This is a genomic window from Enterobacter sp. H2G27, assembly GCF_054403075.1.
The window spans coordinates 3,750,821-3,772,215 of record NZ_JBSVSI010000001.1 but is presented as its reverse complement, the minus strand read 5'-3'; the positions used below and the strand labels follow the sequence as shown (position 1 = coordinate 3,772,215).

Sequence of the window (21,395 nt, the reverse complement as noted above, 5' to 3'; positions counted from 1 at the left end):
AGTCTGAGGCGTAACGAATTCCTAATTTTGACTTTATGCGCCGGAAAAGTAAAACAAATGCCAGCTTTCGCTAACCTCTACGGTTATTATTCTGTAAAAATGCTGAGTTTAGGGCTGATTCAGGCTACATGCCTTAACGTGAGCAGGATAAGAAAGGAACTATAAATGAGCCAAACCATGGCGAATTTAGTCGATGTCCGCGGGGTGAGTTTTTCTCGCGCCAACAGATTGATATTTGATGATATTTCGTTGACCGTTCCGCGTGGCAAGATCACTGCCATTATGGGGCCGTCCGGGATCGGTAAAACGACCCTGCTTCGCCTTATTGGTGGGCAGATCCCACCGGATAGCGGTGAAATCCTCTTTGATGGCGAAAACATCCCGGAGATGTCGCGCTCGCGCCTGTATACTGTCCGCAAACGCATGAGCATGCTCTTTCAGTCGGGCGCCTTGTTCACCGACATGAACGTCTTTGATAACGTGGCTTATCCGCTGCGCGAGCATACCAGTCTGCCACCTGAACTGCTGAAAAGCACGGTGATGATGAAGCTCGAAGCCGTTGGCTTGCGGGGGGCCGCGAAGCTGATGCCTTCGGAGCTGTCCGGCGGCATGGCGCGCCGCGCCGCGCTGGCGAGAGCCATTGCATTAGAACCTGATTTAATCATGTTCGACGAACCGTTTGTTGGACAGGATCCCATTACGATGGGCGTGCTGGTGAAGCTCATCTCTGAGCTGAACAGCGCGCTTGGCGTCACCTGCATTGTGGTGTCTCACGATGTACCGGAAGTATTGAGCATTGCCGATTACGCCTATATCGTGGCGGACAAAAAGATCGTCGCACACGGTAGCGCTCAGGCGCTGCAGGAAAATTGCGATCCGCGTGTTAGACAGTTCCTCGACGGTATTGCCGATGGCCCTGTGCCGTTCCGCTACCCGGCGGGCGACTATCGTGACGATTTACTGGGAATAGGGAGTTAAGCCACTCATGCTGTTAAATGCGTTGGCCGCTCTCGGACACCGTGGCATAAAAACCATCAGGACGTTCGGGCGTGCCGGATTGATGTTATTCAACGCCCTGGTTGGCAGGCCGGAATTCCGTAAGCACGCGCCGCTATTGGTGCGCCAGCTTTATAATGTCGGCGTGCTGTCGATGCTCATCATCATTGTCTCCGGTCTGTTTATCGGGATGGTGCTGGGTCTGCAGGGCTACCTGGTGCTGACAACCTACAGTGCGGAAACCAGCCTCGGGATGCTGGTGGCGCTCTCGCTGCTGCGCGAACTGGGGCCCGTTGTGGCGGCGCTGTTGTTCGCCGGGCGCGCGGGGTCGGCATTAACAGCTGAAATTGGCCTGATGCGTGCGACCGAGCAGCTTTCCAGCATGGAGATGATGGCGGTCGATCCGCTGCGTCGCGTGATCTCGCCGCGTTTCTGGGCTGGGGTGATCTCTTTACCGTTACTGACTATTCTGTTTGTCGCCGTGGGTATCTGGGGCGGCTCGCTGGTTGGCGTGCACTGGAAAGGCATCGATGCCGGTTTCTTCTGGTCCGCGATGCAGGACGCCATTGACCTGCGAATGGATCTGGTTAACTGCCTGATTAAAAGCGTGGTATTTGCCATTACGGTCACCTGGATTGCATTGTTCAATGGTTACGATGCCATCCCGACGTCGGCGGGCATTAGCCGCGCAACTACACGTACAGTCGTTCATTCGTCGCTGGCCGTACTGGGTCTGGATTTTGTGCTCACCGCACTGATGTTTGGGAATTGAGTTCATGCAAACGAGAAAAAATGAAATTTGGGTCGGTGTATTCCTGCTGCTGGCGCTGCTGGCCGCACTGTTTATCTGCCTGAGAGCGGCGGATATCACGTCTGTGCGCACAGAACCGACGTATCGCATCTATGCCACCTTCGATAACATCGGCGGGCTGAAGGCGCGTTCACCGGTCCGTATCGGCGGCGTGGTGATCGGGCGCGTATCCGACATTACGCTGGATGAGAAGACCTATCTGCCTCGCGTCGCGATGGATATCGAAGAGCGTTACAACCACATTCCGGACACCAGCTCCCTGTCTATCCGGACTTCTGGTCTGCTGGGCGAACAATATCTGGCGCTTAACGTTGGCTTTGAAGATCCCGAGCTGGGAACGACTATCCTTAAAGACGGTAGCGTCATTCAGGATACGAAATCCGCGATGGTGCTGGAGGATATGATTGGTCAGTTCCTTTACAACAGTAAAGGAGATGAGAAAAAATCTGACGCTGCCCCTGCGCAGAGCGAAGACCATACCAATGCCGCGCCGACCCCAGGTGCTGCGAATTAATATCAGGAGAAGTCATTCATGTTTAAACGACTGTTAATGGTTGCCATGCTGGTCATCGCCCCTCTTACCGCCGCCCACGCTGCGGATCAGAGTAACCCGTACAAACTGATGGACGAAGCGGCGAAGAAGACATTCGACCGTCTTAAAAACGAACAGCCTAAGATTCGTTCTAATCCTGATTACCTGCGTGACGTGGTTGACCAGGAGCTGCTGCCGTACGTGCAGATCAAATATGCGGGTGCGCTGGTGCTGGGCCGCTATTACAAAGACGCGACTCCTGCGCAGCGTGAGGCCTACTTTGCCGCGTTCCGTGAATACCTGAAACAGGCCTATGGCCAGGCGCTGGCGATGTACCACGGTCAGACCTATCAGATTGCGCCCGAGCAGCCGCTGGGCGATGCGACCATCGTCCCTATCCGTGTGACGATCAACGATCCTAACGGTCGTCCGCCGGTTCGTCTGGATTTCCAGTGGCGTAAAAACAGCCAGACCGGTCACTGGCAGGCGTATGACATGATCGCCGAAGGCGTAAGCATGATCACCACCAAACAGAACGAATGGAGCGATCTGCTGCGCACCAAAGGCATTGATGGCCTGACCGCTCAGCTGCAGTCCATTGCTCGTCAGAAAATCACGCTGGACGAGAAGAAGTAATGTCACAGCAACTCAGCTGGTCGCGTGAAGGCGAGACGTTAAAGCTGTCCGGTGAACTGGATCAGGATCTGCTGAACCCACTGTGGGACAAACGCCATGAAGTGATGCAGGGCGTGACGCTTATCGACTTAACCGAGGTCACGCGGGTGGATACGGCCGGGGTTGCGCTGCTTGCCCATCTGATTGCTGTAGGGAAAAAGCAGGGGGCTAGCGTCACGCTTCGCGGCGCGAGCGAGAATGTCGTGACCCTTGCTCAGCTCTACAATCTTCCTCAGGACGTATTGCCTCGTTAATATTTTCAGTGCGTTACTTCCGAAAGCCCTGACAGTTTCATCGTCGGGGCTTTTTGCTTGTTTAAGACAACGCCACTTTGCTCTAAGATGTTGGGCTTGTTTTCACTATCAGATGATTAAGAACCCATGGAAAATCATGAAATCCAGACAGTGCTGATGAATGCACTCTCCCTTCAGGAAGCCCACGTCACTGGCGATGGCAGTCACTTCCAGGTTATTGCTGTGGGTGAGATGTTCGACGGCATGAGCCGCGTGAAGAAACAGCAGGCTGTGTACGCGCCGCTGATGGAATATATTGCGGATAACCGCATCCACGCCCTGTCGATTAAAGCGTTCACCCCGCAAGAGTGGGCACGCGATCGCAAACTAAACGGTTTTTGAGCTGAGGGCAACAGGCCCGCAGCACGGTTGAATTTATAAGAGAGCACACAATGGACAAATTTCGTGTACAGGGGCCAACGCGTCTCCAGGGCGAAGTCACAATTTCTGGCGCGAAAAACGCCGCGCTGCCAATCCTCTTTGCTGCGCTGCTGGCTGAAGAGCCGGTAGAAATTCAGAACGTACCGAAGCTGAAAGATATCGACACCACCATGAAGCTACTCACCCAGCTGGGCACGAAAGTTGAGCGTAACGGTTCCGTCTGGATCGACGCCAGCAAGGTGAACAACTTCTCAGCACCTTACGATCTGGTGAAAACTATGCGTGCATCCATCTGGGCGCTTGGCCCGCTGGTGGCGCGTTTTGGTCAGGGTCAGGTTTCTCTGCCGGGCGGTTGCGCCATCGGTGCGCGTCCGGTTGACCTGCACATCTTTGGTCTGGAAAAACTGGGCGCAGAGATCAAGCTGGAAGAAGGTTACGTTAAAGCGTCCGTTAATGGTCGTCTGAAAGGCGCGCACATTGTCATGGACAAAGTGAGCGTGGGCGCAACGGTCACCATTATGTCTGCGGCGACGCTGGCAGAAGGCACCACCATCATCGAAAACGCCGCGCGTGAACCGGAGATTGTGGATACCGCCAACTTCCTCGTGGCGCTGGGTGCGAAGATCTCCGGCCAGGGTACCGACCGTATCACCATCGAAGGCGTTGAGCGTCTGGGCGGTGGTGTCTATCGCGTTCTGCCGGACCGTATCGAAACCGGTACATTCCTGGTCGCAGCGGCGATTTCTGGCGGTAAGATTGTTTGTCGTAACGCGCAGCCAGATACCCTGGATGCGGTGCTGGCGAAATTGCGCGATGCGGGTGCGGATATTGAAGTCGGTGAAGACTGGATCAGCCTCGATATGCATGGCCAGCGTCCAAAAGCAGTCAATGTGCGTACGGCGCCACACCCGGCGTTCCCAACTGACATGCAGGCGCAGTTCACCCTGCTGAACCTGGTCGCCGAGGGTACTGGCTTCATCACAGAAACCATTTTCGAGAACCGCTTTATGCACGTACCGGAGCTGATCCGTATGGGTGCACGTGCTGAGATCGAAAGTAATACCGTGATTTGCCACGGCGTTGAGACGCTGTCCGGCGCTCAGGTGATGGCAACCGATCTGCGTGCGTCTGCAAGCCTGGTGCTGGCGGGTTGTATCGCGGAAGGTACAACGATTGTGGATCGTATCTATCACATCGATCGTGGCTATGAGCGTATCGAAGATAAACTGCGCGCGCTGGGTGCCAACATCGAGCGTGTGAAGGGCGAGTAATCGTTCCGGCAGCCCCCTGCCAGAAATGACCGGGGGGTTGCTGTTCCTGTCAAAAAACGCGTTATTCCTGCGGTTCTCTTTTTACTCTTCTCTGGCGAATCATGCGCGATCTGTCGATAAATTCATGGGTAATGGGATCGTGGTAGCGTGAAGGCCAAATCACCCACGGATGCGTATCCAGCGCCGTTGCGATAATTAATTCTCCTTTGGGCCAGGGGCGGGTGAGGGCGTTTGCCAGAGTTGAAGAACTCAGTCCATGGCGGCGGGACTCTGCTGCCAGTGAAGTGCCTTTTTTGCGCAGTGCGGCAATAATATCAGCCGTGTGCCAGTCGATAAATTTCGTATCCATAACGCTGTCCTTAAGTTCGGATTCACCTACGCCGTTTCTTCTGAAACGACGGGGTTTACTATACCCATTTCAACTTCTTGTTCTAAAAAGTTCGCGTTACTTGATGGGATATTCAGAATAAGACAGGGCTTTATTCATGCGGTCTCTAAACCGATGAATTTACATGAACACGGAATTTACAGGCGTGTACAGGAACTCCCCGCTATCGCTGCGGGGAGAAACAAGGGGATTAACGGTCGCGCTGGACGGCGATGTGGGCAAGACCAATCAGTGCCTCGCGCCACGGACTGTCTGGAATAACCTGAAGCGCTTCGATGGCTTTGTCGGCTTCTTCTTCCGCACGCTGACGCGTCCATTCCAGCGATCCGCAGATAGCCATGGTTTCCAGTACAGGTTCCAGAAGATGGCGACCATTTCCCTGCTCAATCGCTTCGCGGATCATTTTCGCCTGGTCGGCTGTTCCGTTCCGCATTGCATGCAGCAGCGGCAGGGTCGGTTTGCCTTCGTTCAGGTCATCGCCCACGTTTTTGCCGAGCGTCTCGCCGTCTGCACTGTAGTCCAGTAAATCATCGATCAGCTGGAATGCCGTACCCAGATAGCGGCCATAGTCCTGCAGGCCCTTTTCCTGTGCTTCGGTACAGTCAGCCAGAATACCGGAACACTGGGCCGCCGCTTCAAACAGGCGCGCGGTTTTGCTGTAGATGACGCGCATGTAGTTTTCTTCGGTGATGTCAGGGTCGTTGACATTCATCAGCTGCAGCACTTCGCCTTCAGCAATGACGTTTACGGCTTCGGACATTACTTCCAGCACTTTAAGGGAGCCCAGACTGGTCATCATCTGGAAGGCGCGGGTATAAATAAAATCCCCCACCAGGACGCTGGCTGCGTTCCCGAAAGCGGCGTTTGCCGTGGCTTTGCCACGGCGCATATCCGATTCATCCACCACATCGTCATGCAGAAGCGTCGCCGTGTGGATAAATTCGATGAGCGCTGCGATAGTGATGTGGGCATTTCCCTGATAGCCAACGGCTCTGGCAGCCAGAATGGCAATCATCGGACGAATGCGTTTACCGCCGCCGCTGACGATGTAATAACCCAACTGATTGATCAGTTGAACGTCAGAGTTGAGTTGCTCCAGGATTGCTGCATTCACACCCGCCATATCTTGCGCGGTTAACTCGTTGATTTTTTCTAAATTCATCGCAAAAGCCGGGCTTTTTATCCTGTTGATCCCATCTTCAATGGGGTAACGAAGGGTTTTGGTTTATCAATAGTAGTGCTGATTGTACTGAAAAAACGGCTCAGATAAACGTTACCGTACGTGTTGTGTTTTTTTTCTTCATGTATTGACGGTAGCACTTGTCAAAGGCTCGCGTTTTGCGTAATATTCGCGCCCTATTGTGAATATTTATAGCGCACTCTGATTCATACGAGGACGTGCGCGGAAGCGGAGTTTATATGTACGCGGTTTTCCAAAGTGGTGGTAAACAACACCGAGTAAGCGAAGGTCAGACCGTTCGCCTGGAAAAGCTGGACATCGCAACTGGCGAATCTGTTGAGTTCGCTGAAGTTCTGATGATCGCAAACGGTGAAGAAGTCAAAATCGGCGTTCCTTTCGTTGATGGCGGCGTTATCAAAGCTGAAGTTGTTGCACACGGTCGTGGCGAGAAAGTTAAAATCGTTAAGTTTCGTCGTCGTAAGCACTACCGTAAGCAGCAGGGCCACCGTCAGTGGTTCACTGATGTGAAAATTACTGGCATCAGCGCCTAAGACCTGAGGAGAGATTTAAATGGCACATAAAAAGGCTGGCGGCTCCACACGTAACGGTCGCGATTCAGAAGCTAAACGCCTGGGCGTTAAGCGTTTCGGTGGCGAATCCGTTCTGGCGGGTAGCATCATTGTTCGTCAACGTGGTACCAAATTCCACGCTGGCAACAACGTAGGTTGCGGTCGTGACCACACTCTGTTTGCTAAAGCAGACGGTAAAGTGAAATTTGAAGTTAAAGGCCCGAACAACCGTAAATACATCAGCATCGTTGCTGAGTAAGGTTTTCTCGGTCCGGTAACGGATTAAAGCCCCGCAACCTGTTGCGGGGCTTTTTACATTGGAAACCCGGTAATTTTTTCTGTAGGGAAAACGGGCATGAAGCAGCAGGCCGGCATTGGTATTCTTTTGGCGCTCACTACCGCAATGTGCTGGGGTGCACTGCCAATTGCAATGAAGCAGGTACTGGAAGTGATGGAGCCGCCTACGGTGGTTTTTTATCGCTTTCTGATGGCAAGCATTGGCCTCGGAGCTATTCTGGCTATCAAAGGTAAGCTTCCACCCTTGCGGCTCTTCCGTAAACCGCGCTGGCTGGTATTGCTGGCTATCGCGACGGGCGGTCTGTTCGGTAACTTCATCCTGTTCAGCTCTTCCCTGCAATACCTCAGCCCCACGGCGTCGCAGGTGATAGGTCAGCTTTCACCGGTTGGCATGATGGTCGCCAGCGTCTTTATCCTCAAGGAAAAGATGCGCGGTACGCAGATTATCGGGGCGAGCATGCTGCTGTGCGGTCTGGTGATGTTCTTCAACACCAGTCTGATTGAGATTTTCACTCGCCTGACGGATTACACATGGGGTGTAATTTTCGGTGTGGGGGCAGCAACGGTCTGGGTGAGCTATGGCGTCGCACAAAAGGTGTTATTGCGTCGTCTTGCCTCACAGCAGATCCTCTTTTTGCTGTACACTTTGTGTACAATAGCATTGCTGCCATTAGCAAAGCCGGGAGTGATTTCCCAGCTTAGCGACTGGCAACTGGCGTGCCTCATTTTTTGTGGGCTGAACACGCTGGTCGGTTATGGCGCGCTGGCCGAAGCGATGGCGCGCTGGCAGGCAGCACAGGTGAGCGCGTTAATTACGCTTACTCCGCTGTTTACGCTGTTATTTTCAGATTTGTTATCAATGGCCTGGCCCGATGTCTTCGTCAGACCGATGCTCAACCTGTTGGGTTATCTCGGTGCGTTTGTCGTGGTTGCGGGCGCGATGTATTCCGCCATTGGTCATCGTCTTTGGGGACGTTGGCGCAAAAATGAAGCGGTTGTAGTAGTCCCCCGCTCAGGCGAATGAGTTACGGAGAGTAAAATGAAGTTTGTTGATGAAGCGACGATCCTGGTCGTGGCTGGTGATGGCGGCAACGGTTGCGTGAGCTTCCGCCGTGAAAAGTATATCCCACGTGGCGGTCCTGATGGCGGCGACGGCGGGGATGGTGGTGACGTGTGGCTGGAGGCGGATGAGAACCTCAACACGCTGATCGACTACCGTTTCGAAAAATCCTTCCGCGCTGAACGTGGCCAAAACGGCCAGAGCCGTGACTGTACCGGGAAACGCGGTAAAGACGTCACCATTAAAGTTCCGGTCGGTACGCGCGTGATTGACCAGGGGACCGGTGAAACCATGGGTGACATGACCAAACACGGTCAGCGCCTGATGGTGGCGAAAGGCGGCTGGCACGGTCTGGGTAACAGCCGTTTCAAATCTTCCGTTAACCGTACGCCGCGTCAGAAAACGATGGGTACGCCGGGCGATAAGCGCGACCTGCAGCTGGAGCTGATGCTTCTGGCTGACGTGGGCATGCTGGGTATGCCAAACGCCGGTAAATCGACGTTCATTCGCGCCGTCTCTGCGGCCAAGCCAAAAGTAGCAGACTATCCGTTTACCACGCTGGTACCAAGCCTGGGTGTTGTCCGTATGGATAACGAGAAGAGCTTCGTGGTTGCCGATATCCCGGGTCTGATTGAAGGCGCCGCGGAAGGGGCCGGTCTGGGGATTCGCTTCCTGAAGCACCTTGAGCGCTGCCGCGTGCTGCTGCACCTCATTGATATCGATCCTATCGACGGTTCCGATCCGGTTGAAAACGCCCGTATCATCGTGGGCGAGCTGGAAAAATACAGCGAAAAACTGGCGAATAAACCACGCTGGCTGGTCTTCAACAAGATCGACCTGATGGACAAAGCCGAAGCGGAAGCGAAAGCGAAAGCCATTGCTGAAGCGATGGGTTGGGAAGATAAGTACTACCTGATCTCTGCGGCAAGCCAGGTCGGCGTGAAGGATCTATGCTGGGATGTGATGACCTTCATCATTGAGAACCCAATTGTTCAGGCGGAAGAAGTCAAACAGCCTGAAAAAGTCGAATTCATGTGGGATGACTACCACCGCCAGCAGCTCGAAGAGCTGGAAGCGGAAGAAGACGATGAAGACTGGGACGATGACTGGGATGAAGACGACGAAGAAGGCGTCGAGTTCATCTACAAGCATTAATATCTGTTCAAAGCCCCCATTATGGGGGCTTTTTTATTGAAGCGTTGTGGGCAGCCAGCAGCTGGCGATTAAACCGCCTTCAGCGCCATTTTCAAGGGTCAGCCTGCCGTGGTGTAGCTGGACGATGCGCTGCACGATACTCAGGCCCAGACCGCTCCCTCCGTAGCGCTGGTCAAGACGGCGGAATGGCTCGGTGATTGACACTCGGTGCGCTTCATCAATCCCTGGACCCTGATCGATAACGCTGATCTGCGTCCCCCCGTCGACCTCGGTTAATGTCACTGTAATCGTTGTCCCTGCCGGGCTGTAGCGCCCTGCATTCTCCAGCAGGTTGCGCAGCATCAGGCGCAGGAGCACGGCATCTCCCTGAACCGTGAGCGCGCTTTTAGCGGGCCAAATCACCGTATGCTCTTTGGCTTCATGCCCCAGGCCGAGAGGTTCAATGATATTTTCCGTCCAGTTCACGGTTTCGTAGTGCCCGCTCGCCATTGCCTGTCCGGCACGGGCCAGCATTAGCAGCTGTTCGACGGTATGCATGAGCTGATCGATACGGCTAATTAACGTCGCTGCCTGTGGCGCGCCTGACTGCGCCATGAGCTCAAGATGGAGCCGGATGCCGGCCAGAGGCGTTCTCAGCTCGTGTGCGGCGTCTGCGGTGAAGAGACGCTCCTGCTGAATGGTGCTATCCAGTCGTGCCAGCAGCTGGTTCAGGGAGGTCGTCACCGCGCCAATTTCTTCCATGTCGGAATACATAGGAAGCGGGGTTAAGTTATCGGCCGAACGGTTAGCGAGACTGTCGCGGAGTTTATTCAGCGGTCGGGTTATCCAGGTGACCGCCCAGAAGGAGAAGAGCAGGGTAAAGCCGACCATCACCAGGGAAGGAACCAGCAGCGAGGCAATCGCTTCGCGGATCTCTTTCTCAACGTGATTATTGCGCGCTTTTGCTGACAGCGTTTCGTTGACCAGAAAACCAATCTGTTCACGGCTTTCATGCCATAGCCAGATAACGCTTATCAGCTGGAAAAACAGGAGAATCACCGCCAGCAGCACCATCAAACGCCGACGCATGCTGTTCATTTCTGGCTCTCCAGACGATAGCCGACGCCGCGAACGGTTTTGATCCTGTCTTTGCCGAGTTTACGCCGCAGGTTATGGATGTGGACCTCAAGGGTATTTGAGCCGGGATCGTCCTGCCAGGAGTAAATATCCTGCTGGAGCGTTTCTCTGTGTACCGTTTGCCCGCTCCGCATGATCAGACGCGTAAGCAAGGCGAACTCTTTTGGCGTCACCTCTACAGCCTGATCCTGGCGCAGCACCTGCTGGGTTTGCAAATTCAGCGTAATATCGCCGTCGGTCAGTAAGTTATCACTATGGCCCTGATAGCGGCGAATCAACGCTCGCACCCGAGCCTGCAGCTCCGCGAGCGCAAAAGGCTTCACCAGGTAATCATCAGCGCCTGCATCGAGGCCAGCGATACGGTCTTCAAGGGCATCTCGTGCCGTCAGGATCAATACCGGGTTGGCGATGCCGCGACGTCGCCACTGGCCGAGCAGCGTGGCGCCGTCTTTATCAGGCAAGCCCAAATCGAGGATCACCAGGCTGTATTCGCCGCTCTGAATCAGAGAGTCCGCCTCCGCTGCGGTGCCAGCACAGTCGAGGGCGTACCCTTCATTGGCCAGACCTAGCGCCAGCCCCTCCTGCAATAACAGATCGTCTTCAACTATGAGTAGTTTCATCGCTAGTTATTCTGATAGATGTCCTTATAAAGCCTGCTTTCGAAGCGAACAAGCGGAATACGACGATTGCGCTGGTCGGTCGGTTCGACGGCATAGCCGGAAAGATACTGCACGAATGCCATGCGTTGTCCGCTGGCGGTAGTGATGAAGCCTGCAAGGTTGTAAACCCCCTGCAGTGAGCCTGTTTTCGCGGAGACTTTACCATCCACACCGGCAGCGTGAAGCCCGGCACGGTACTGCAGAGAACCGTCATGCCCGGCCAGCGGCAGCATTGAAATAAAGTTTAGCTCAGTGTCGTGCTGTGCAATGTACTGAAGCACCTGCATCATCGTGGCCGGAGAGATCAAATTATGACGCGATAATCCGGAGCCATCGACGGCGATGGTATTGCCCAGCTCGATCCCGGCCTGCTGGCGCAGGATCTGACGAACGGCGTCTGAACCCGCGCGCCAGGTGCCCGGCACGCCGAAACGCGCGTGGCCAATCATGCGGAACACGGTGTCGGCAATCATGTTGTCAGACTTTTTCAGCATGATTCGCAGTAAATCGTGCAGCGGCGGAGACTGTTTGCTGGCGATGACCGTGCCGGGCTGGTTGACCTGCGTCTGGCGAAGCAGCGTGCCGGTGTAGGTTATGCCCGCTTGTTTCAGTTCATCTTTCAGAATGGCACCCGCATAGCTTGCACCATCCTGTATCGCAAAGGCCAGCGGCAGCGGATCGGCGCGCTGCGTCAGGCAGCCGGTAAGCGTGAAGCGGTTAAGATCCCCTGGCACGACGTCCAGCTCACAATATTGCGCATCCGGGGAGCCTTTCGCCAGCGTGCGGACCTGGCTGAACATGGTGACCGGGTAGTAGGACGCTATGCGGATAAACGCTAAATCATCCGGCTTTGGTGCGCTGTAAAGCGAAACCGAGAAGCAGTTACGGTCAACGATTGCTGCGGCGGGCGGGGCGCTAAAGCATTGTGTCATGTCGTTCCACGGCCAGCCCGGGGCTTTATCGTGGCTGGCAAAGATGGATGTGTCGATCAGCACATTGCCATCAATTTTCTGTACGCCAGATTTTTTCAGTACCGCAACCATATTGCGGATATCCTGACGCTTAAAGGTCGGATCGCCGCCAAAACGGGCGATAAGATCGCCTTTCAGTGCGCCACCCTCGACGTTACCTTTGGTCTCGAGTGTGGTCGTAAAACGGAAATCAGGGCCGAGCTGGAGCAGGGCGGCGAGGGCGGTGATCACCTTTTGGGTACTGGCAGGCAGCGCCATCTGTTGACTGTGATAGTCAATCTCGGGAGCCTGTGCGCCAACCTTCTGCACCATCAGGGCGAGGTTCGCGCCTGCGGGGAGCTGATTAATGTACTCATCAACATTCGCGGCCTGGGCGGTGAACGTTATACTGGTAGTCAATCCGATGATAAATCTGGAAAATCGCATAATCTCGCGCTAACAACCCGAAAACAAACCGTCATACTACGGTGCATGGCACTGCAAAGTAAACGATGACCCATAGTGAACTTCGCGGTAAAATGCGTATCAAACTGAAAAATTGCTGCTGACCTGGGGCATTGCTCCCGGGTCGGTTTTCTTTTTGCTTCTTGCCCGCTTAGGGGGGCAGGAGCAGGGAACACTGCTCCCAACAGGAATGTTTAAGAGGTATAACAAATGCAAGCTATTCCGATGACCTTACGTGGTGCCGAAAAACTGCGCGAAGAGCTGGATTTCCTGAAATCCGTGCGTCGTCCTGAAATCATCGCCGCTATCGCGGATGCGCGCGAGCATGGCGACCTGAAAGAGAACGCTGAATACCACGCCGCTCGTGAGCAGCAGGGTTTCTGTGAAGGGCGTATTAAAGATATCGAGGCAAAACTGTCCAATGCACAGGTCATTGATATTACCAAAATGCCTAACAACGGGCGTGTGATCTTTGGTTCTACCGTGACCGTGCTGAACCTGGACAACGACGAAGAGCAGACCTATCGCATCGTGGGTGATGATGAAGCAGACTTCAAACAGAACCTGATTTCAGTGAACTCTCCGATTGCTCGCGGCCTGATTGGCAAAGAGCAGGACGATGTTGTCACCATCCGCACCCCTGGCGGTGAAGTGGAATACGAAATTATTAAGGTTGAATACCTGTAATTCGCTTCTCTACTAAGATGTTGATACATTGTAAAGAAAAGAAAAAGGCCGCATAGCGGCCTTTTATCAACTCAAGGAGCATGGCATTTTGCTCGCCTGCTGACAGAAATCCCTCGTTTCACACAGAAAATGTGTTTAATTCAGGATATCCTTAGCGTGGCAGCGAGATTTTACGCTCTTTAGATGGGCGGTAGAGCACCAGCGTTTTACCGATGACCTGTACATTACAGGCGCCGGTTTCGCGCACGATGGCTTCCACGATCAGGTTTTTAGTGTCTCTGTCTTCAGAGGCGATTTTCACCTTGATCAGCTCGTGGTGTTCCAGCGCTTGTTCAATCTCGGCAAGCACCCCTTCGGTCAAACCATTGTTGCCAAGCATCACTACAGGCTTGAGCGGATGTGCCAGACCTTTAAGGTGCTGTTTTTGTTTAGTACTAAGATTCATCGTATATTTTTGCTTACGTTGGGATTGAAAACGGTTCATTCTACCGCCATCTCCCTTATATCGCCAAATAGCTGCGTAGAAATTTACGTCACAGGCAGGTAACGATGAACCAGGACGGAAATGTTAAATGACAGGTAAAAAGCGTTCTGCCAGCTCCAGTCGCTGGCTTCAGGAACACTTTAGCGATAAATATGTTCAACAGGCACAGAAAAAGGGGTTGCGTTCCCGTGCCTGGTTTAAACTTGATGAAATACAGCAAAGTGACAAACTTTTTAAGCCGGGGATGACGGTTGTAGACCTCGGTGCGGCACCTGGCGGATGGTCCCAGTATGCGGTAACGCAGATCGGCGGAACGGGCCGAATCATTGCGTGCGATCTTTTACCAATGGATCCCATCGTCGGTGTCGACTTCCTTCAGGGCGACTTTCGTGATGAATTAGTGCTGAAAGCGTTACTTGATCGTGTAGGTGACAGTAAGGTCCAGGTTGTCATGTCAGATATGGCACCAAATATGTGCGGAACACCGGCGGTGGATATCCCCCGCGCCATGTATCTGGTGGAGCTAGCGTTAGAAATGTGTCGTGATGTACTAGCGCCTGGTGGTAGTTTTGTTGTGAAGGTGTTTCAGGGCGAAGGTTTCGAGGAGTATCTTAAGGAAATTCGCTCCCTGTTTGCGAAGGTTAAAGTTCGTAAGCCGGACTCTTCCCGGGCCCGTTCCCGAGAAGTGTATATTGTAGCGACCGGGCGAAAATGATAACCGGTAGATTTCAGGCGAAAGTTTGAATGAAACTGGATATAGAGTATCCTGACGCTGTTTTTAACACAGTTGTAATATGAGGTTAATCCCTTGAGTGACATGGCGAAAAACCTAATACTCTGGCTGGTCATTGCCGTTGTGCTGATGTCAGTATTCCAGAGCTTTGGGCCCAGCGAGTCGAATGGCCGCAAGGTGGATTATTCTACCTTCCTGCAGGAGGTCAATCAGGACCAGGTTCGCGAAGCGCGTATCAACGGACGTGAGATCAACGTTACCAAGAAAGATAGTAACCGTTACACGACTTACATCCCGGTGAACGATCCTAAGCTGCTTGATAACCTTCTGACCAAAAACGTCAAGGTGGTAGGTGAGCCGCCAGAAGAACCAAGCCTGCTGGCTTCTATCTTCATTTCCTGGTTCCCGATGCTGCTTCTTATTGGCGTCTGGATCTTCTTTATGCGTCAGATGCAGGGCGGCGGTGGCAAAGGTGCCATGTCGTTCGGTAAGAGCAAGGCGCGTATGCTGACGGAAGACCAGATCAAGACTACTTTCGCTGACGTCGCCGGTTGTGACGAAGCGAAAGAAGAGGTGGGTGAACTGGTTGAATACCTGCGTGAACCGAGCCGTTTCCAGAAGCTGGGCGGTAAGATCCCGAAAGGCGTGCTGATGGTTGGCCCTCCGGGTACCGGTAAAACCCTGCTGGCGAAAGCCATCGCAGGTGAAGCGAAGGTGCCGTTCTTTACTATTTCAGGTTCTGACTTCGTCGAAATGTTCGTGGGTGTCGGTGCATCTCGTGTGCGTGACATGTTCGAGCAGGCCAAGAAGGCAGCACCGTGCATTATCTTCATCGATGAAATCGACGCCGTGGGCCGCCAGCGTGGCGCAGGCCTGGGCGGTGGTCATGATGAACGTGAACAGACGCTGAACCAGATGCTGGTTGAGATGGACGGCTTCGAAGGTAACGAAGGTATCATCGTTATCGCGGCGACTAACCGTCCGGACGTACTTGACCCTGCGCTGCTGCGTCCAGGCCGTTTCGACCGTCAGGTTGTTGTGGGTCTGCCGGACGTTCGCGGTCGTGAACAGATTCTGAAAGTTCACATGCGTCGCGTACCGCTGGCGCCAGATATCGACGCGGCAATCATTGCGCGCGGTACTCCTGGCTTCTCCGGTGCGGACCTGGCGAACCTGGTCAACGAAGCTGCTCTGTTTGCCGCTCGCGGTAACAAGCGCGTCGTATCTATGGTGGAGTTTGAGAAAGCGAAAGACAAAATCATGATGGGCGCGGAACGTCGCTCCATGGTGATGACGGAAGCGCAGAAAGAGTCCACGGCATACCACGAAGCGGGTCACGCGATTATCGGTCGCCTCGTGCCGGAACACGATCCGGTGCATAAAGTGACGATTATTCCGCGCGGTCGTGCGCTGGGTGTGACTTTCTTCCTGCCTGAAGGCGACGCGATCAGCGCCAGCCGTCAGAAGCTGGAAAGCCAGATTTCGACCCTGTACGGCGGTCGTCTGGCAGAAGAGATTATCTACGGTGTGGAACATGTTTCTACCGGTGCGTCCAACGACATTAAAGTTGCGACAAACCTGGCGCGTAACATGGTGACGCAGTGGGGCTTCTCCGACAAACTCGGTCCGCTGCTGTATGCAGAGGAAGAGGGCGAAGTATTCCTGGGCCGTTCTGTGGCTAAAGCGAAACATATGTCCGATGAGACGGCTCGTATCATCGATCAGGAAGTAAAATCTCTGGTAGAGCGTAACTACGCACGTGCACGCCAGATCCTGACCGACAATATGGACATCCTGCATTCGATGAAAGATGCGCTCATGAAATATGAGACCATCGATGCACCGCAGATTGACGACCTGATGGCGCGCCGTGAAGTGCGTCCGCCAGCGGGCTGGGAAGACCCAGGCGCTTCCAATAATTCTGACAACAATGGCACCCCGCGTGCGCCGCGTCCGGTTGATGAACCGCGTACGCCAAACCCGGGCAACACCATGTCAGAACAGTTGGGCGATAAGTAAGCCACTGCTGTTGAAGCGTTTGTCTGTAACTCAAACCCTGGAGCTTGCTCCGGGGTTTTTCATTTCTGTTTAACGATATAGATACCAGGGATTTCGCCATGAAATTATTCGCTCAGGACTCGCATCTCGATCTTTCACATCCCCATGTGATGGGGATCCTGAATGTTACCCCTGACTCTTTCTCAGACGGCGGCACGCATAACACGCTTATCGAGGCGGTTAAGCACGCGAATTTAATGATTAATGCGGGCGCCACCATTATTGACGTGGGCGGCGAATCGACGCGTCCTGGTGCGGCGGACGTGTCTGTGGAAGAAGAGCTGGCGCGCGTGGTGCCGGTGGTTGAAGCTATCGCGCAGCGGTTTGAAGTATGGATCTCCGTTGATACCTCTAAACCCGAAGTGATTCGTGAAGTGGCGAGAGTGGGCGCTCACATTATCAATGATATTCGTTCACTCACCGAGCCTGGCGCACTGGAAGCCGCGGCAGAGACCGGGTTACCGGTATGCCTGATGCATATGCAGGGTCAGCCGAAAACCATGCAGGAAGCACCGAAGTATGATGATGTCTTTGCCGACGTGAATCGCTTCTTTATTGAACATATTGCGCGCTGCGAACGTGCAGGTATCCCAAAAGAGAAATTGTTGCTCGACCCGGGGTTCGGTTTCGGTAAAAATCTCTCCCACAATTATGCGTTGCTCGCGCGCTTATCGGAATTCCATCACTTTGACCTGCCGCTGCTGGTGGGGATGTCGAGAAAGTCGATGATTGGGCAGTTGCTGAACGTGGGGCCGAGCGAACGCCTGAGCGGCAGCCTGGCCTGCGCGGTGATTGCGGCGATGCAGGGCGCGCACATTATTCGTGTCCATGACGTCAAAGAAACAGTAGAAACCATGCGTGTGGTGGAAGCCACACTGGCAGCGAAGGAAAACAAACGCTATGAGTAATCGTAAGTATTTTGGTACCGATGGTATCCGTGGGCGTGTAGGCGATGCTCCCATTACCCCTGATTTTGTCCTGAAGCTCGGCTGGGCTGCTGGCAAAGTGCTGGCGCGTCATGGTTCCCGTAAGATCATTATCGGTAAAGACACCCGTATTTCCGGCTATATGCTGGAGTCAGCGCTGGAAGCGGGTCTGGCGGCGGCTGGGCTGTCCGCGTCCTTTACGGGCCCAATGCCAACGCCTGCAGTCGCGTATCTGACGCGTACCTTCCGTGCGGAAGCGGGGATTGTTATCTCAGCTTCTCACAACCCGTTCTACGACAACGGCATTAAATTCTTCTCTATTGACGGCACCAAGCTCCCGGATGACGTGGAAGAAGCCATTGAAGCCGAAATGGAAAAAGAGATCACCTGCGTTGATTCCGCAGAGCTGGGTAAAGCGAACCGTATCGTTGATGCGGCGGGCCGTTATATCGAATTCTGTAAAGGCACCTTCCCGAATGAGCTGAGCCTGGCTCACCTCAAAATTGTGGTGGACTGTGCTAATGGCGCGACCTATCACATCGCCCCGAATGTCTTCCGCGAACTGGGTGCGAAAGTCATCACCATTGGCTGCGAGCCGGATGGTCTGAACATTAACGAGCAGGTGGGGGCAACTGACGTTCGTGCCCTGCAGGCGCGTGTTCTGGCAGAGAAAGCCGACCTGGGCATTGCGCTGGACGGCGACGGTGACCGCGTGATCATGGTCGACCACGAAGGTAACAAGGTCGACGGCGATCAGATCCTCTACATCATTGCCCGTGAGGGCCTGCGTCAGGGCCAGCTGCGCGGCGGTGCGGTGGGCACGCTGATGAGTAACATGGGCCTGGAACTGGCGCTGAAACAGCTCGGTATTCCGTTTGTCCGCGCGAAAGTGGGTGACCGCTATGTGCTGGAAAAATTGCAGGAGAAGGGCTGGCGCATCGGTGCAGAAAACTCGGGTCACGTGATCCTGCTCGATAAAACCACCACCGGTGACGGTATCGTGGCCGCGCTGCAGGTGGTTGCTGCAATGGCGCGCAACCATATGAGCCTGCACGATCTGTGCAGCGGGATGAAAATGTTCCCACAGATCCTGGTTAACGTACGCTTCACTGCCGGTAAAGGCGATCCGCTGGAAAACGAGAACGTTAAAGCGGTGATGGCTGACGTTGAAGCGGCTCTGGGCAATCGTGGTCGAGTGCTGCTGCGTAAGTCCGGTACTGAACCGCTGATCCGCGTGATGGTGGAAGGTGAAGACGAAGCGCAGGTAACCGAATTTGCACACCGTATTGCGGATGCTGTGAAAGCTGCATAATTGTGCAAGCTAAATGTATAAAAAGGCGGCTTTTGTCGCCTTTGTTTTAAGCAATTAATGGCTTTTTGCTGTTTTTTTCCGCAGTTGATACAATGCGTCAAAAATGCCCTTGCGAAGGTCATTCGCTTTGGTTAGTATTCACACCCGCTTCAGTGGGAAACAAAAATCCTGCTAATTGGTCGAAGCATTGGTATGCGGCAAATCCGCAAGGAACAGGTTGATTATGTACGAAGCTCTTTTAGTTGTTTTCCTTATTGTAGCCATCGCTCTCGTAGCGCTGATTATGCTGCAGCAAGGTAAAGGCGCTGATATGGGAGCCTCCTTCGGAGCAGGCGCTTCCGGTACGCTGTTCGGTTCAAGTGGTTCTGCGAACTTCATGACCCGCACAACGGCGATTCTGGCTACGCTGTTCTTCATCATCAGCCTTGTGCTTGGCAATATCAACAGCAACAAGACCAGCAAAGGAAGCGAGTGGGAAAATCTGAGCGCGCCAGCGAAAACTGAGCAGACTCAGCCAGCTGCACCGGCTAAGCCGACCAGCGATATCCCGCACTAAGTATTCTGTACCGAGGTGGTGGAATTGGTAGACACGCTACCTTGAGGTGGTAGTGCCCTAACGGGCTTGTGGGTTCGAGTCCCATCCTCGGTACCAATATTCGAGAAGAAAGACGTCGAAAGACGTCTTTTTTTTCGTCTGCATATTCTGAGGTGTGGTTTTGTAGGCCCGGTAAGCGCAGCGCCACCGGGCAAAATGGCGGGTGACGCTGCGCTTACCCGCCCTACGAAAGTCCACAAAAAAGGCGTCCATAGGACGCCTTTTGCACGTTATATCAGCGATTACTTCTTATCGCTGTGCTCCAGGTTTTCAACCTGCGGCAGACCGTTACCGGAATTCGCGGAGAGCAGGCCATTCTCAACATAGTTGAACAGCTTCTCGCGGGTATCGGTGATGTCCAGGTTACGCATAGTCAGCTGACCGATACGATCGTCCGGCGAGAACACGGATTCACCTTTCTCCATGGTCAGACGCTCTGCTTTATAGGTCAGGTTGTCAGACACGGTGTTCAGGATGGAGTAGTCGTTACCGCGACGCAGTTCCAGCGTTACTTCACCGGTGATTGCGCTTGCCACCCAACGCTGCAGCGCATCGCGCAGCATCAGCGCCTGTGGATCGAACCAGCGGCCCTGATACAGCAGTTTACCCAGCTGACGGCCATGAGAGTGATACTGCTCAATGGTGTCTTCGTTGTGAATGCCGGTCAGCAGACGCTCGTAAGCGATGTGCAGCAGCGCCATTCCCGGGGCTTCATAGATGCCGCGGCTTTTCGCTTCGATGATGCGGTTTTCAATCTGATCGCTCATGCCCAGGCCGTGACGACCGCCAATACGGTTCGCTTCCAGCATCAGCTCAACATCATCAGAGAAGGTTTTGCCGTTCAGCGCAACCGGATGACCACGTTCGAAACGTACTGTCACTTCTTCAGCCTGGATTTTGACGTTCTCGTCCCAGAACTTCACGCCCATGATCGGGTTAACGATCTTCACGCTTGAGTTCAGGAATTCCAGGTCTTTCGCTTCGTGCGTCGCACCCAGCATGTTGGAGTCAGTGGAGTAAGCTTTCTCGACAGACATCTTATAGTCGAAACCGCAGGCGATCATAAACTCGGACATCTCATGACGGCCACCCAGCTCGTCGATGAAGTCGGTATCCAGCCACGGCTTGTAGATCTGCAGTTCGGCGTTGGTCAGCAGGCCATAACGATAGAAACGCTCAATATCGTTGCCTTTATAGGTACTGCCGTCACCCCAGATGTTGACGCCGTCTTCTTTCATCGCCGCAACCAGCATGGTGCCGGTAACCGCACGGCCCAGCGGAGTGGTGTTGAAATAGGTCAGACCGCCGGTTGTGTTATGGAATGCACCACACTGAATAGCTGCGATACCTTCCGCGACCAGTTGCTTACGGCAGTCAATCAGGCGCGCGTTCTCTGCACCATACTCTTTAGCGCGACGAGGAATGGCATCATAGTCGTCCTCATCCGGCTGACCCAGGTTCGCAGTATAAGCATACGGAACCGCTCCCTTCTGGCGCATCCACAGCAGTGCAGCGCTGGTATCCAGGCCGCCTGAGAAAGCGATGCCAATACGTTGTCCTACCGGAAGATGCTTGAGAATCGTCGTCATAGAATAAAACCCTGCTTGATTGACTGATTAGAGACCGCTTTCGCTCTCTTGTGCATTTTTATGCAAAATAAGTGAGTATTCATTTAATCATCTTTTGGCGAAGACCGAAAGAGACTCGTGCGTTTTTTGTAAAAATTTTGGTCCGATCGATCTGGCGGAAGTCGCCTTGACAGGTGGGGTCAACTATCAATATACTAAACGCCGATTTTACGT

At 53.9% G+C, this 21,395-nt stretch carries 24 protein-coding genes and 1 tRNA gene; 18 read left to right on the top strand and 7 right to left on the bottom strand.

The annotated features are described in order from the left end of the window. The first annotated feature begins 165 nt into the window (after positions 1–165). The 7 genes from mlaF (at position 166) to murA (ending at position 4,959) form a co-directional block, all read left to right on the top strand. The gene (gene mlaF / locus ACW9E7_RS17940; protein ID WP_024906354.1) at positions 166–978 is read left to right on the top strand and encodes a phospholipid ABC transporter ATP-binding protein MlaF; all 813 of its coding nucleotides are present in this window, start codon (positions 166–168) and stop codon (positions 976–978) included. Between the two features lie 7 nt (positions 979–985). After that, the gene (gene mlaE, locus ACW9E7_RS17935) at positions 986–1,768 is read left to right on the top strand and encodes a lipid asymmetry maintenance ABC transporter permease subunit MlaE (RefSeq protein WP_115876354.1); all 783 of its coding nucleotides are present in this window, start codon (positions 986–988) and stop codon (positions 1,766–1,768) included. Positions 1,769–1,772: 4 nt separating this feature from the next. Further along, positions 1,773–2,321 carry an outer membrane lipid asymmetry maintenance protein MlaD gene (mlaD, locus tag ACW9E7_RS17930; protein WP_111965012.1) on the top strand — a complete coding sequence of 183 codons (549 nt, stop codon included), beginning with the start codon at positions 1,773–1,775 and terminating at the stop codon, positions 2,319–2,321. 18 nt (positions 2,322–2,339) lie between these two features. Next, positions 2,340–2,975 (top strand): phospholipid-binding protein MlaC, encoded by a 636-nt coding sequence (mlaC, locus tag ACW9E7_RS17925; RefSeq protein ID WP_045403542.1) that lies wholly within the window; start codon positions 2,340–2,342, stop codon positions 2,973–2,975. Next, positions 2,975–3,268, top strand: a complete 294-nt coding sequence (gene mlaB, locus ACW9E7_RS17920; RefSeq protein ID WP_127732410.1) for a lipid asymmetry maintenance protein MlaB — start codon at positions 2,975–2,977, stop codon at positions 3,266–3,268. Before mlaC ends, mlaB begins: the two co-directional genes overlap by 1 nt. Before the next feature lie 126 nt (positions 3,269–3,394). Continuing rightward, on the top strand, positions 3,395–3,649 hold the full coding sequence (gene ibaG, locus ACW9E7_RS17915) for a BolA family iron metabolism protein IbaG (protein WP_008501458.1): 255 nt from the start codon (positions 3,395–3,397) through the stop codon (positions 3,647–3,649). Between the two features lie 50 nt (positions 3,650–3,699). Continuing rightward, positions 3,700–4,959, top strand: coding sequence for a UDP-N-acetylglucosamine 1-carboxyvinyltransferase (gene murA, locus ACW9E7_RS17910; protein WP_115876352.1), 1,260 nt, complete (start codon positions 3,700–3,702; stop codon positions 4,957–4,959). A 61-nt stretch (positions 4,960–5,020) separates the two neighbouring features. Here the strand turns inward: murA and sfsB are convergent, their stop codons facing one another. Together sfsB and ispB are read right to left on the bottom strand one after the other, a co-directional pair. Further along, the gene (gene sfsB / locus ACW9E7_RS17905) at positions 5,021–5,308 is read right to left on the bottom strand and encodes a DNA-binding transcriptional regulator SfsB (RefSeq protein WP_111964968.1); all 288 of its coding nucleotides are present in this window, start codon (positions 5,306–5,308) and stop codon (positions 5,021–5,023) included. Between the two features lie 229 nt (positions 5,309–5,537). Continuing rightward, the gene (gene ispB / locus ACW9E7_RS17900; protein WP_024906360.1) at positions 5,538–6,509 is read right to left on the bottom strand and encodes an octaprenyl diphosphate synthase; all 972 of its coding nucleotides are present in this window, start codon (positions 6,507–6,509) and stop codon (positions 5,538–5,540) included. Between the two features lie 257 nt (positions 6,510–6,766). Between ispB and rplU the strand changes: the two genes are divergently transcribed. From rplU to cgtA, 4 genes are all read left to right on the top strand, one after another. Continuing rightward, on the top strand, positions 6,767–7,078 hold the full coding sequence (gene rplU / locus ACW9E7_RS17895; protein WP_003025032.1) for a 50S ribosomal protein L21: 312 nt from the start codon (positions 6,767–6,769) through the stop codon (positions 7,076–7,078). A 19-nt stretch (positions 7,079–7,097) separates the two neighbouring features. After that, the gene (gene rpmA, locus ACW9E7_RS17890) at positions 7,098–7,355 is read left to right on the top strand and encodes a 50S ribosomal protein L27 (RefSeq protein WP_004385076.1); all 258 of its coding nucleotides are present in this window, start codon (positions 7,098–7,100) and stop codon (positions 7,353–7,355) included. A gap of 96 nt (positions 7,356–7,451) precedes the next feature. Continuing rightward, positions 7,452–8,417 carry a DMT family transporter gene (locus ACW9E7_RS17885; RefSeq protein WP_023309346.1) on the top strand — a complete coding sequence of 322 codons (966 nt, stop codon included), beginning with the start codon at positions 7,452–7,454 and terminating at the stop codon, positions 8,415–8,417. 15 nt (positions 8,418–8,432) lie between these two features. Next, the gene (gene cgtA, locus ACW9E7_RS17880) at positions 8,433–9,608 is read left to right on the top strand and encodes an Obg family GTPase CgtA (RefSeq protein WP_021242261.1); all 1,176 of its coding nucleotides are present in this window, start codon (positions 8,433–8,435) and stop codon (positions 9,606–9,608) included. 33 nt (positions 9,609–9,641) lie between these two features. Here cgtA and pmrB read toward each other — a convergent pair whose 3' ends face one another. Genes pmrB through dacB form a run of 3 tightly spaced genes read right to left on the bottom strand, consistent with a single transcriptional unit; the run spans position 9,642 to position 12,780 of the window. Next, complete coding sequence (pmrB, locus tag ACW9E7_RS17875; protein ID WP_111964966.1) at positions 9,642–10,685, bottom strand: two-component system sensor histidine kinase PmrB; 1,044 nt, start codon at positions 10,683–10,685, stop codon at positions 9,642–9,644. Further along, positions 10,682–11,344, bottom strand: coding sequence for a two-component system response regulator PmrA (gene pmrA, locus ACW9E7_RS17870; RefSeq protein WP_115876349.1), 663 nt, complete (start codon positions 11,342–11,344; stop codon positions 10,682–10,684). Before pmrA ends, pmrB begins: the two co-directional genes overlap by 4 nt. Positions 11,345–11,346: 2 nt before the next feature. Further along, positions 11,347–12,780 carry a serine-type D-Ala-D-Ala carboxypeptidase gene (dacB, locus tag ACW9E7_RS17865; protein WP_033146743.1) on the bottom strand — a complete coding sequence of 478 codons (1,434 nt, stop codon included), beginning with the start codon at positions 12,778–12,780 and terminating at the stop codon, positions 11,347–11,349. A 228-nt stretch (positions 12,781–13,008) separates the two neighbouring features. Between dacB and greA the strand changes: the two genes are divergently transcribed. Continuing rightward, on the top strand, positions 13,009–13,485 hold the full coding sequence (gene greA, locus ACW9E7_RS17860; protein ID WP_014171793.1) for a transcription elongation factor GreA: 477 nt from the start codon (positions 13,009–13,011) through the stop codon (positions 13,483–13,485). 151 nt (positions 13,486–13,636) lie between these two features. Here greA and yhbY read toward each other — a convergent pair whose 3' ends face one another. Further along, positions 13,637–13,930 carry a ribosome assembly RNA-binding protein YhbY gene (gene yhbY, locus ACW9E7_RS17855; RefSeq protein ID WP_003861814.1) on the bottom strand — a complete coding sequence of 98 codons (294 nt, stop codon included), beginning with the start codon at positions 13,928–13,930 and terminating at the stop codon, positions 13,637–13,639. Between the two features lie 127 nt (positions 13,931–14,057). Between yhbY and rlmE the strand changes: the two genes are divergently transcribed. The 6 genes from rlmE to ACW9E7_RS17825 all read left to right on the top strand — a co-directional run bounded on the left by rlmE (position 14,058) and on the right by ACW9E7_RS17825 (position 19,650). Then, complete coding sequence (gene rlmE, locus ACW9E7_RS17850; protein ID WP_003861812.1) at positions 14,058–14,684, top strand: 23S rRNA (uridine(2552)-2'-O)-methyltransferase RlmE; 627 nt, start codon at positions 14,058–14,060, stop codon at positions 14,682–14,684. A gap of 102 nt (positions 14,685–14,786) precedes the next feature. Next, complete coding sequence (ftsH, locus tag ACW9E7_RS17845) at positions 14,787–16,721, top strand: ATP-dependent zinc metalloprotease FtsH (protein WP_029739626.1); 1,935 nt, start codon at positions 14,787–14,789, stop codon at positions 16,719–16,721. A gap of 98 nt (positions 16,722–16,819) precedes the next feature. After that, on the top strand, positions 16,820–17,668 hold the full coding sequence (gene folP / locus ACW9E7_RS17840; RefSeq protein WP_458728174.1) for a dihydropteroate synthase: 849 nt from the start codon (positions 16,820–16,822) through the stop codon (positions 17,666–17,668). Continuing rightward, positions 17,661–18,998 (top strand): phosphoglucosamine mutase, encoded by a 1,338-nt coding sequence (gene glmM / locus ACW9E7_RS17835; protein ID WP_023309339.1) that lies wholly within the window; start codon positions 17,661–17,663, stop codon positions 18,996–18,998. The genes folP and glmM overlap by 8 nt, the downstream gene beginning before the upstream one ends. A 223-nt stretch (positions 18,999–19,221) precedes the next feature. Beyond that, positions 19,222–19,554: a preprotein translocase subunit SecG gene (gene secG / locus ACW9E7_RS17830; RefSeq protein WP_023309338.1), complete on the top strand. Its 333-nt coding sequence runs from the start codon at positions 19,222–19,224 to the stop codon at positions 19,552–19,554. Between the two features lie 9 nt (positions 19,555–19,563). Next, positions 19,564–19,650, top strand: a tRNA-Leu gene (locus ACW9E7_RS17825). 185 nt (positions 19,651–19,835) lie between these two features. Here ACW9E7_RS17825 and argG read toward each other — a convergent pair. Further along, the gene (gene argG, locus ACW9E7_RS17820) at positions 19,836–21,182 is read right to left on the bottom strand and encodes an argininosuccinate synthase (RefSeq protein ID WP_023309336.1); all 1,347 of its coding nucleotides are present in this window, start codon (positions 21,180–21,182) and stop codon (positions 19,836–19,838) included. Positions 21,183–21,395 lie beyond the last annotated feature (213 nt).